The following is an 11,944-nucleotide window of genomic DNA, read 5'->3' on the forward strand; positions in this document are numbered from 1 at the left end:
AACTTTAAGGACGTTAGCTAAATTATTCGAAGGTGCTAACCCCCCTCTTATAGCAGGGGAGTGCTCTTAATTTTTTTGCCTCAACTGTTTATAAGATTACACAAGTGTTATGGTCATTTTCAAATGCTTCCTGTGAGGCTTGTTGAGAGGCGGCAGACAATGTTTCAGTTGTAAATGCATAAGACATGATGTGCTCAGTTAACTCCTCGGGTAATTCGATAGTCTTATCAAAAAATCGATAAGCGCGGTGCTTGCTAAGATTATAGCTGCCCATACGTTCACGATAAGCCGCTAGTTCTTTCGTATCAAAGTGTAAAACAGTATTATAATCATAGATAAAGGCTAATACTTCACCATTAGGCAACACATGAAGCGGTCCATAATAACTTGGCTTGCCATTTAATTGAATGGCTTTTGTAATACCGGTATATATATTAGACAGATAAAGCTTATCGAATTGATACAGTAATACATTGCCTGTGAGCAAAATAGGTTTCGCCTTTAAGTTCGAGACAGAAAATGCTTGCATTTTGGAGCCTAATTCAGGCCAAGACCAGTCGTGTATACATTCAAGGGTTTGAGAATCCCAAATTTGCGCATTATTATCGTGCTCATGATAAGTTAATATTTTTCCTTTGGGTAAAAGTTCAATACATCCTGTCGCCACGAAACTCGCCGATCTAAACTGCCTCACAGGCTGTATCATGCCTATAGGCGTGATTGTTTTATTATCAAAATGAATATCAAATATTTGAATGCTAAATTCATCGGTATTGTATCCGCACAGATGACAGCCATACCGGTTTTTCCCTAGATTTATCACGGACTTGATGAAGGCGCATGCGGTACGAGATTTTAATGGCAACATAGCGGTATGCGATTCAATAAAAACCTTTTCTTGCTGTTCATAAAATACCACATCATAGGGTATTTGTTTATTGCTAAGGAACGACGATTGATGTGTGATTACAAAAAAACGATTATTCCCGATAGCTGCCACGTCCCCTTGATGCTCCCAGAATTGAAAAGACAATATCTTTAATGTGTCAGGGCAAAGCTTAATTAAAGGCTGCTTACCATCACCTTCTTTATGGAGTAAGATAGCGCCATCATCAAATATACACAAAAGACGATAACAGCCTGCTAACCGTTTTTCAGCCTGAACCAGTTTTAAATTGGAAATGGAAAAGCGTTTTAAAACAGTGGTTTTTCTGTTCCCAACTTCAACTTGGGTGAAATATAAAAAAGCGGTGCTTGAAAGATTATAGTATTTGCTATATGCATTATAACTTTCTTCATGTAATACATTTTTTTGTATCGCCTTCGTCTTTTTTACAGGCATACTATGATAAAATATGTGTTAGTTTAAGTTGGGTATCGTGATCATATTATGCTGCTTTGACCTCTGCCCTACTGATTTCTCTAAATATTTTCTTGCATCAGTACTCATGTTTATTTACCTCCATTATTTGATATTAATTATTATCCTGCTTTTTCGAAAACTCAACAGCAATTTTATCCGACGCTATTTGACTATCCGGCTTAAAAAAATTACACGTACCTCTTTTAACGCCGGAGTAAATTAGTAGCGCTGGAAGCGATACCGGTAATGTCAAAATTACCGCGATCGCTTTTATAATTAAAATAGACCAGGGCGTTCTGTTTTTATTAAGGATGCCCTGATTGGCAAGCCATATGGTTTTGGCTTCCTGGATATTTTTAGCATGATAAAGCTGGCAAAATACCGCTTCTTTGTTTTTTAAATCCTCGGCGGAGTATGGCGCTGAATCACCTTGACGGACATCCTGGACATGGCCTAAATATTGAGCGCAAAGCGCTTTGATTTTTGCTAACTTTAAATCGCTTATAGTTCCTGCGCTATCGTTATGTTCTTGAATATGTTTCACCAGTACCTGTTGCAAAGCCATATCAAGCGGCAGACAGTTATCCCCTGATCCTATTAAAAAAGCCCGGTAACCTTCTTGTATAGGCGTGGTTACATTAGGCTCTCCATCATCAAACACAATATGATTCATTCGATCCTTTGTATTGATTTCAAGCAAATTTTCTAATGCACGCCGTACCGATGCTTTCCCGTTTAAGTCATCAGCCCCCCAATTAGCTATGTAAATGCCATATTGGTTAACTGCTATTGTTGGGGCTGAACTTGGTATATTGTTATAAAGGGATGGATCATAGACAGCCATTGCTCGTATGATTGGGAACTTCAACCCTTTGTTCTTACAGGCTTGTTGGAGTTGCTCCAGGATTTTGATTTGATCTTTTTCGTCATTTTTAGAATGGAAAACAACTTCATAATCATGATATTCAATAAGATTATTAATGGTGCTAAAAATCCCGACACCATTTTTTAATACCTGAGCGCCGCCCCAATCGTATTCTTCTAATATAAGATCATTAGCGGTTATAGTATTTTTGTCCTCAACAATACTGCCGTCAAGCACGCCGCCATGATCAAACATTAAAAACCTGGGCATTTGAATTCTCGGTATTAAAACTATTCTATATTAGCATAGATTAAATATTATTCAAATTTCACAAATATTGGCAACCGTCTTCTGGTATTGTTGGGTTGTACTTTGTTTAGCCCAATGTTCCATTATTCCAATCTTGCTACAGTTGCACAGACTGATTCAAAACCACTCCCAGCGTCCAGTCTCCCGGTTTATCATCGGAAAGGTAATTCATTTGTTGTTGAGAACTAATGCCATAGCCTTCTACTATCAAGGCGTAGTAATAAGCCGACGACAGACAGGAACTGTAAAGGTATTCATTACTGGGATAAGCCGTACTTAATATTGTCCATGGTTGCTGGCAGATTTGGCTGTTTGCCTCATCCAGCAATGCCTGATTAGTAAATTGCTGGGCGAAATTTAAGGGCTGGTTTTTAGCAAGATCATTGATGCCGCCAAGAGTGTACCATTGTTTGACTGGATTGGCCTGAATAACGGGTTGTACTGTTGTATCAACGTGGTGTACCGCGTTCATGAGCGATGCGATTTCACTTTCACACTGGTAGGCATCTCCTTGTGCACCGAACCCGTCAGGTAAAGGATAGTCAGTGCTGAAGCAACTGGGGGTATCCAGGTATTGATGCGTTACTTCAGTACTGCCTAATCCCAGGAAGCTATGAATAAACAGGGTTATTTTACGGCCATAGAGCTGAAATTGTTTTAAATCGCGCGGATTGATATTTTCGGGATTAGTGACTGGCAAAACAATTTGGACTGATGCGCCGCCCATATCGAGCACGCCGGTTGGATTGGTTGTATTGGTAAAATTGCCTAACTGGTAGTTGACTGCCAACCATCCTAATAACCCTTCTTCGCTGCCGGTAATTGTTTTCGCCTCTATTAACTGGCGATCCTGACGGTTTTTAAACCACGATTGCACCAGAGAATAGTATTGCTGCTGTTTCGGTTGGGGTAACAGGCGCATGCCGGCTGTAGCGTAGAAATAAACTGGTAATGAATAATCAGGAGCGCCGGCAAACAGAGTTGATAAATATGCGTCTACTGATCCAGCGTTTGCTTCAATTGTTGCAAAACCTGGCTTGATTTTTTTTGACCATCGCTCAGTGATGGCAACGGGAGAACTTGTCGCGTCCAAATCGTAAGAGTATATATGCAGCCTGCTGCCGGTACTGCCGACATCGACAATGGCGACACAGTATTGTTGTTCACATTTTGTTACAGATGCTTGCAGTGGCGCAGCAAAGGAAAAAAGAATAAATAACAAAGCAATTAAGCGCATAAGCAGGAGTGGACTTGAGTAAATTTTGCACATTATACAGGATGTAGCGGAATCAGTAAACTTTTTTTATCAGGTAGTTGGGCAGTTTTGGTTTGATAGCGCGTAATTGCTTATAGCACTTTGGTTTTTCAATAGAGGCGCGGGTTAATCTGACCGTTACCATTCCACAGTCCATGGTGTTATAGATTGCACTGCCCTGCTCCTGTAGTGTCGTGATGGTCTGGGCATGGGGGAAATGGTAACGGTTATCAAAACCTGCGGAAATAATTGCATAGCGCGGCGCGACATTATGGATGAATGCGGGAGTCGAAGAGGTTTTACTGCCATGATGTGCAACTACCAGCACTTCGGCAGCCAATTTCTGGCCATAGGTTGCCGAAAGATAGTTTTCAGCATATTTTTCAATATCACCAGTAAACAGGATGCTGCCGGACTGATTGGAAATTGTTAATACGCATGACGAATTATTCTTATCTCTGAATGCCTGTTTAATCGGTAAAAACTGAAAATGTATGCCATCCCATTGCCAGGCGGGATACTGGTGGCAATTGCTGCCCTGCCGATAAAACGCCACATTATCGACAACCAGTTCCGCCTTAGGAAATTTTTGCTGCAGTGAAGAAAGGCCGCCGCGATGATCCAGATCGGGATGACTGATAACAATCTTATCAACCTTATTGATACCGATATTCTCCAGGTAAGGCAGGATAACCAACTGCGCCATATCACTGCCCTGGTAAAACTTCACCCCGGTATCATAAATCAAAGTATGATGCGCTGTACTAACAGCGATGGCCAGGCCCTGCCCTACATCCAGCACATCGACTCTTGCCTCCCCGGGCCTTATGCTCAACTTTGCCGGCATGGCGGCAGCGCCTAGAGTAATTAATGCTGGCAGAATGAATGCCCGTAACGGTAAAAAACATAAAACCGCCATTGCAGTCATTAAAGCAAACAGCAAGAAAACGGTGGTTACAGGATAATTAAAATTCAACTTTTCATACTGGTCTATCCACTGCAGAAAAATCATCAGCCACTTAATTGCATAATCAACAGGCAATAACACTACAGGCAGGGTAACAATCTGATTAACCAATAAACCGAACAAGGCAAAAGGCACAATAATATACCCAACCAACGGGATTGCGACCAAATTCGCGAAAAAACCATTAAGCGCCCCATAGGAAAACCAGTACAACGTAAACGGCATCAGTCCGAAAAGGCAGGCTGCCTGAATTCCGATTGCCTTTTTAACTGTGCCGCAATCAAGACGCTGACTGATAGCAAATAAAATCGCGACTGCCAGAAACGACAGATAAAATCCAGCCGAGAGCACAGCATGCGGCTCTGTCAGCAGAATAATTAACAAACCATAACGCCATGCCTGCCAGCCTGTATAGCGGCGGCTGACAAAATGGCGGACAGATACAATCAGACAAGCGATCAGTGAACGCTGGGTTGGTACCGCAAAACCTGCAATCAGCGCATAAGCAATAGCAGCTAAAACCGCAATCAGAGCGGCAGCCTGCGCCGAGGGTTTATAAAGGCATAAACGGCTTGAACGCGACCATAGCCAATAAACAAGCCAATAAAGTAATCCTGCAACAAGAACAATATGCGAACCGGAGATTACCATCAGGTGGGTCGTGCCAGTCCGGCGAAATAAATCCCATTGTTTCTGGCCAAGATTGGTGGTTATTCCCAGGGTCAGCGCCTGAGTTATGCCTAACGCTTCTTTTGATGAGAACCCTCCGGTAAGGGAGCCTGCCAGTTTGTTGCGGATGGCAAGAAGATTAAATGTTGAGTCGGATGCGGGCAATTGCCAGTATTTACCATTTTTTAAATAACCGGTCCATTGGATATGCCGTGAAGCTAATAATCCCTGATAGTCAAAATGGCCTGGATTACCAAGATTTTCAGGCTGTTTCAGTTTAACCATGAATCGCCAGCGCTGGCCAATCCTGAATACCGGACATTTCTGGTAGCACGAGAGTAAAATGGCGGCTTGCGCTGGTTTGCCGTTGAAATTATCCAGTGCAAATTCAAATTGGGTTTTGGTCGTTTTGTCGATAGGAATTGATGTAACGCTGCCTTCAATTTCGGCCTTTTGAATCACCTTTGATTCCGGCATTCCTTGATCGGCGATAATAATTTGATGGATAAATGCCATAGCCCATGCCAGAGCGAACCAAATGATAATTTTCCAGTTGGCTTTGAAAAACAGGCAAAGACAGACAAAAATCAGGCTATAAACCGACTTGGTATAAAAGAAGATTGTCCCTGCCAGATAACAGAGAATTTCCATAAATTTTCAGTTGGACTTGTAATGTGGGCGGTAATTTATAGGAAAGCTTGTTGAGATACAAGTATAAAAAAGATAGAAAAATCTGTCATATTCCAATAGGATAGATCTATCCCCGGTAAAAAGGACAATTACCTATGATTATAGTTGCACTTAATGAAAGCCCAGAAGATACACGCGTGGCAATTACGCCTGGCGCTGTCAAACAATACAGCAAGCTTGGATTTGAGATATTCTGTGAATCAGGCGCTGGTAATGGCTCAGGCTTCTCTGATGAAGATTATGAGCAGGCTGGCGCGAAAATCACTGCCAATCGCAGCGAAGTTCTGCATCTGGCTAATATTGTAGCTTGCGTTAACGAGCCTACTCCAGCCATGTTGTCGGCGCTGCCTGCCGGTGCACTGGTTGTTGCCCATATTGATAATAATCCGGAAAGCGAACTTCTCACCTGGGCGTGTAAGCAACAGGTTGATTTATTCTCAATGACGTTAATTCCACGCATCAGCCGCGCACAAAGCATGGATAGCCTGTCGTCTCAGGCTAACCTTGCCGGTTATCGTGCGGTTCTTGAAGGCGTTAATCATTTTCACCGTGCAGTGCCGATGATGATGACTGCCGCAGGTATGATCCACCCTGCCAAGATTCTGGTATTGGGTGCCGGCGTTGCCGGGTTGCAGGCGATTGCGACGGCCAAACGTCTTGGCGCGGTAGTGTATGCATTCGACGTCCGCCGTGCGGCCAAGGAACAGGTTGAGAGTCTGGGCGCTGAATTTATTGAGGTAGACGAAGGACAGGATAACGAAACCAGCGGCGGTTATGCGGGTGAAATGAGTGAAGAATATAAAAAATTGCAGGCCGAATTAATTGCCAAATACGCAAAACTGTCAGATATCGTAATCTGTACAGCGCTTATTCCCGGTAGGAAAGCGCCTGTCCTGCTGCCGAAGCAGGTTGTGGAACAAATGAAACCCGGCTCAGTTGTTGTTGATCTGGCAACTTCGCGCGGCGGTAATTGCGAAGTCAGCGTCAAGGATCAAGTGAGTCAGTTTAATCAGGTAACGATTGTCGGTTACAGTAATATGGCAGGACTGGTTCCAGCTACAGCTAGCGAACTTTACGCAACCAACCTGGTTAATCTGGTGAGATTACTGGTATCCGCGCCCGGTGCATTGGTCTTTAATCCGGAAGATGAAATCATCAAACAGGCCATGCTTACTCATAATGGCCAATATATGCCTTTCCAACATGGTCAAGGAGGATAACATGTATGTAACAATTCTTACGATTTTTATATTGGCCTGCTTTGTAGGATATTATGTTGTGTGGAAAGTCACACCTGCATTGCATACACCGCTCATGTCGGTCACTAATGCCATTTCCAGTATCATCATTCTGGGCGCGTTAATCGCCGTAGGTACCACTTATCATAGCTCAATCGGCATTTTAGGCGGACTGGCGATTTTCATTACAGCGATTAATATCTTTGGCGGGTTTGTGGTAACTCAACGCATGCTCCGTATGTATAAAAAATAATTAAGGATGATTCAGTCATGATGACAATGGTTTCTTATTTTTATCTAATTGCCGCTGTATGCTTCATCCTTGCTCTTAAAGGTCTGGCCAGCCCCTCGACTTCAAGGCGAGGTAATTTATACGGCATTACCGGAATGGTGATTGCGGTCGGCGCCACGCTTATGATGCCGAACATGAATCATCACTTTCAACTGCTGGCGCTAATCATTGCAGGCGGCATAATCGGAACATTTATCGCCTTAAAAATCAACATGACCGCTATCCCGCAACTGGTTGCGGCTTTCCACTCCCTGGTGGGGCTGGCAGCAGTGTTGGTAGCATTTTGTGCGTTCCTCTCCCCTTCTGCATTTCATATCGGCGAGCCTGGAGCGATTGAGACTGCCAGTCTGGTTGAGATGAGTCTTGGTCTGATTATCGGAGCCATTACTTTTTCAGGCTCAGTGATCGCATTTATGAAACTGCAGGGGATTATGTCAGGACAACCAGTACGTTTTCCAGGGCACAGTATCGTGAATTTAATTCTTGGCCTTGCGATACTGGCCTTGTTAATTACTTTCATCCTGCAACAAAGCATTACCTTATTCTTAATCCTGGCTGCGTTATCATTTTTAATTGGGATATTGCTGATTATTCCTATTGGCGGTGCCGATATGCCGGTGGTTATCTCAATGCTGAACTCCTATTCAGGATGGGCGGCTGCAGGCATCGGATTTACCTTAAGTAATAATCTGCTGGTAATAACCGGCGCTCTGGTCGGCGCCAGCGGCTCTATCTTAAGTTATATTATGTGCGTTGGGATGAACCGCTCTATTTTCAATGTTATCTTTGGCGGTATCCAAAGCAGTGGCGCCAGCCAGGCCGGCAGCAGCCGTGAAGGCCAGCAGGTGCATCAGGCTAATGGCGAAGACGCAGCATTTTTATTAAGTAATGCCAAAGACGTAATTATTGTTCCCGGTTATGGTATGGCGGTAGCGCATGCGCAGCACGCCGTGAAGGAACTGGTTGATGCGCTCAGAAAACGTGATATTCGCGTTCGCTTTGCGATTCACCCGGTTGCCGGACGGATGCCGGGGCATATGAACGTTTTGTTGGCGGAAGCCAATATTCCTTATGACATTGTATTTGAGCAAAGTGAAATTAATCAGGATTTCGCAGCTTGTGATGTAGCCTTTGTGATTGGAGCGAATGACATTACCAATCCAGCTGCTAAATCCGATCCCTCTTCACCCATTTACGGTATGCCGGTATTAGAAGTTGAAAGAGCTAAAACCGTTTTGTTTGTTAAACGGGGTATGGCAGCCGGTTATGCGGGTGTTGAAAACGATTTATTCTATCGGGACAATACGTATATGCTATTTGGCGATGCCAAGGTAATGACAGAATCGATTACCAAGGCGCTAGCTGCGTTATAGGTTTTTGCCATTAAGTTAAGAATCCTGTCATTCCCGCGAAGGCGGGAATCCATTTCTCAAGTTGGCTCCTTACCTTGTTTGATGGATGGATCCCCGCCTTCGCGAGGATGACAAATTTCTTAACTTACTGGCGGAGAGGCCGAACGAATCCAGGTAACGAGTGTTTTTTTCATATTGGTAAATTTATTTCCTCGACTTTTTATAAAAAAATCAATACATTACTATTTCTTTCTTTATTAAAATTTGCCTCATAGGAAATTTATCTGTATCTTATTGCATTATTTCTACACATTAGGAGACTTACATGTTGCGAAAAATTGGTTTGGGACTATTATGCGCGGGAGCTTTACTGGCCACCGATACAGCAGTAGCCCGAGTCCACGAACTGGCACCGCGTATGACGTTAAAATATACTCTTGAGCCAGGTCAACCAGAGGTTTTAACCAACTTCACCCTGTGGACTATTAACGCTGAGTGCACAATCAACACTGAAGATGACGCTGATATTATTCACGTTCGAGCATTAAACCGTTCTGGTGAAATTGATAACATCAAGCTTAAAACCAATGAAGAGCTGGATGTACTGGTCCGAAACAATCAAGTGTTGAAACTGAAAGCCGAATCTGCTGCTAAAGTTGAATTGGTCAATAATGGCGAGCACGTCCTGGTTGCTACGTGCAAAACCGCTTAAGAATGCTTGAAGATTGGGAGTGTTGGGTCAAACGACCCAACCTACCTTATTTAGACTCCAGTAACAAACTCATCATATCACTGATATCTTCATTTTTTGGCGTATCATTAATTGGCTTTTCGATTGAAGGCGCCGTTCCCTCCAGAGCTTCACTCAATGTAATAAACTTATACCCGTTCTTCTGATACATCTCGATAATATCGCCCAAGAAATGGCTATTGAGCAAATTGGCATGGATTAATAAAATCTGCCTGCTGCCTTCGCCGTTATTTTTTTTCGCTTTCGCTTCAGCCCTTAAGGTCTGGCTCCAGATATATCCCAGGTAACGTTTTTTAATCTGGTTCAGATTCTGCGGCCGTAAACGGTAAGGTATGGCAAACAATTGCTCGTTAAAACGGTAGTCTTTGCTATCAATGGTAACTGGAGCGATTTTATAATTGTGTTGCGCCAGATAATCATAGACAGCCTGTTTTTTCTCGCCCTTACTTTCAGCAAGATAAGGATAACGGAAATATTTTTGGCCAGTCATCAACGGCGCCAGTTTGCTATCCGCCCTGTCCACATCATCAATATATTTTTCTGCACTGACGTTATTCAGGCTTTTGTGGGTATAGGTATGGTTTCCCAGGACAAAGCCGTCATCCCGGAACTTTTCCAGTAATTGCCATTGATCTTTTTCAATGGAACCAGCAATAACGAAACCTGTAGCAGGTACATTATGATCTTTTAACGCCTGCAGGATTAGCATAAATCGCTCATTTTCACGGCGCAATTTATTAGGATCATTATTAGTTGAGCCGACAAACGGTAGGTCATCGATTGTTATCGCGATTTCTTTTACTTCCGCATAGCATGTAGAAAAAGCCGTCATTCCCAACAGTATAGAAGTAAGCAAACTTTTAGTGACCATTTGGCAATCCCTCGTTTTAAATTATCATCAAGCATCCTTGCTTGCGGAGTCCTCATTACGAGAAATGCAATTATTATGCCGTGATTATTTTTCAACAATCTCCAGCCACTGTAATTTCCATAACTCATAAAGAAATTCAAGGTCGGCGTCATTGCCAAGATATGGTTTTAATTCAACAGGCGCTATCGTATTATGCTCAGCAACCAGTCTGACAAGCCCGGTTGTGATATTGTTATTATCCCACTCACAGCCATTAATAAACAATTTCATCTGACTGCCTTCTGGTATAAAGGCAAATCGACAGACAGCGCTTTTTATCACTTCCTCGGCTTGCAGCAAGCCGGTTCTGAACTCTTCAATAGGGATAATTTCATCCGCCTCCAGCGGCATAGGCAATATCGATTCAGCATGGCGATCAATACTGGTTGCAAAGCAGCCAAACCATTTTTTTAAATTCTCTTCATCATCAAGAAGCTGTTGCAGGGCATTTTTTGCCTGTAGCCACGCGGTTTGCGGCAACTCTGCACTGGATTTAATTCCTGACCAATCCGGATCACGATACCAGATCTGATTGGCGTTGCCTGCCAGATGCTCGCCAAAACTATCCCATAGCTCCTGCCCCTCATAACTGCGATAACCAAAAGAATAGGTCATACAATCATCACTTAGCGCAATGCCATTGTGAGCAACGTGCGGCGGCAAATAAAGCATATCGCCCGGCTCGAGAATAATTTCCTGCTCGATATCAAATTGCTTCATAATCCGTAAATCAAGCCCTTCCTGATAATTATCCAGGCGGCAATTTTTTGTGCTTAACTGCCATTTGCGCCGCCCCTGCGCCTGAAAAAGAAAAACATCATAATGATCATAATGCGGCCCTACTCCGCCATCAGTTACCGCGTAACTTATCATAACGTCATCAAACCGCCATTGCGGCAAAAAATGGAAATACCCAAGCAAATCAGCGACCTCAGGAACAAACCGATCCACGCCCTGCACGAGTAAAGTCCAATGGCTTGCCGGCAATTTTTGAAAATCCCGCTCCTCAAACGGCCCACGTTTCAGGTTCCAGGATAAATTTTTGCCCGGTTGTTGTAATACCAGCCTGCTTTCTATCTCTTCTTCCAGAGCAAGGCCTGCCAGTTCATCAGCGTTGATTGGATTTACAAAGTCAGGAAGCGCGTTACGGATTACCAGAAATTTCTTTTGCCAATATTCAGTTAAAAATTCATTAACCGTCATTTCCTGAAAATTTATCATGGGTATTCCTCTTAAAAATATTGGCCGGCTCTCGGCAAAACAACATGGATTTGTCTATAATT

10 protein-coding genes are annotated in these 11,944 nt (G+C 43.2%); 4 read left to right on the plus strand and 6 right to left on the minus strand.

What is annotated here, in order from left to right; translation table 11 throughout:
- Nucleotides 1-88 precede the first annotated feature (88 nt).
- The 4 genes from ACFORL_RS09690 to ACFORL_RS09705 all read right to left on the minus strand — a co-directional run bounded on the left by ACFORL_RS09690 (nucleotide 89) and on the right by ACFORL_RS09705 (nucleotide 6,079).
- Nucleotides 89-1,342, minus strand: coding sequence for a hypothetical protein (locus ACFORL_RS09690; RefSeq protein WP_382343467.1), 1,254 nt, complete (start codon nucleotides 1,340-1,342; stop codon nucleotides 89-91).
- Between the two features lie 133 nt (nucleotides 1,343-1,475).
- Nucleotides 1,476-2,498 carry a hypothetical protein gene (locus tag ACFORL_RS09695; protein ID WP_382343469.1) on the minus strand — a complete coding sequence of 341 codons (1,023 nt, stop codon included), beginning with the start codon at nucleotides 2,496-2,498 and terminating at the stop codon, nucleotides 1,476-1,478.
- A 136-nt stretch (nucleotides 2,499-2,634) separates the two neighbouring features.
- A complete protein-coding gene (locus ACFORL_RS09700) occupies nucleotides 2,635-3,774 on the minus strand; it encodes a multidrug DMT transporter permease (RefSeq protein ID WP_382343471.1) in 1,140 nt (379 codons plus the stop codon).
- A gap of 52 nt (nucleotides 3,775-3,826) precedes the next feature.
- A complete protein-coding gene (locus ACFORL_RS09705) occupies nucleotides 3,827-6,079 on the minus strand; it encodes a DNA internalization-related competence protein ComEC/Rec2 (protein WP_382343473.1) in 2,253 nt (750 codons plus the stop codon).
- 134 nt (nucleotides 6,080-6,213) lie between these two features.
- On the opposite strand from ACFORL_RS09705, the gene ACFORL_RS09710 reads away from it, so the two are divergent.
- From ACFORL_RS09710 to ACFORL_RS09725, 4 genes are all read left to right on the plus strand, one after another.
- Nucleotides 6,214-7,338, plus strand: coding sequence for a Re/Si-specific NAD(P)(+) transhydrogenase subunit alpha (locus ACFORL_RS09710; RefSeq protein WP_382343475.1), 1,125 nt, complete (start codon nucleotides 6,214-6,216; stop codon nucleotides 7,336-7,338).
- Nucleotides 7,322-7,609 carry a proton-translocating transhydrogenase family protein gene (locus ACFORL_RS09715; protein WP_382343477.1) on the plus strand — a complete coding sequence of 96 codons (288 nt, stop codon included), beginning with the start codon at nucleotides 7,322-7,324 and terminating at the stop codon, nucleotides 7,607-7,609. The genes ACFORL_RS09710 and ACFORL_RS09715 overlap by 17 nt, the downstream gene beginning before the upstream one ends.
- Before the next feature lie 17 nt (nucleotides 7,610-7,626).
- Complete coding sequence (locus ACFORL_RS09720) at nucleotides 7,627-9,021, plus strand: NAD(P)(+) transhydrogenase (Re/Si-specific) subunit beta (protein ID WP_382343479.1); 1,395 nt, start codon at nucleotides 7,627-7,629, stop codon at nucleotides 9,019-9,021.
- Nucleotides 9,022-9,325: 304 nt separating this feature from the next.
- The gene (locus tag ACFORL_RS09725) at nucleotides 9,326-9,712 is read left to right on the plus strand and encodes a hypothetical protein (protein ID WP_382343481.1); all 387 of its coding nucleotides are present in this window, start codon (nucleotides 9,326-9,328) and stop codon (nucleotides 9,710-9,712) included.
- A 46-nt stretch (nucleotides 9,713-9,758) separates the two neighbouring features.
- On the opposite strand, the gene ACFORL_RS09730 is transcribed toward ACFORL_RS09725, so the two are convergent.
- Nucleotides 9,759-10,622 (minus strand): polysaccharide deacetylase family protein, encoded by an 864-nt coding sequence (locus ACFORL_RS09730; protein WP_382343483.1) that lies wholly within the window; start codon nucleotides 10,620-10,622, stop codon nucleotides 9,759-9,761.
- An 84-nt stretch (nucleotides 10,623-10,706) separates the two neighbouring features.
- Nucleotides 10,707-11,882, minus strand: coding sequence for a cupin domain-containing protein (locus ACFORL_RS09735; RefSeq protein WP_382343485.1), 1,176 nt, complete (start codon nucleotides 11,880-11,882; stop codon nucleotides 10,707-10,709).
- Nucleotides 11,883-11,944 lie beyond the last annotated feature (62 nt).

The organism is Legionella dresdenensis (assembly GCF_042649825.1).
Lineage (GTDB): Bacteria > Pseudomonadota > Gammaproteobacteria > Legionellales > Legionellaceae > Legionella_C > Legionella_C dresdenensis.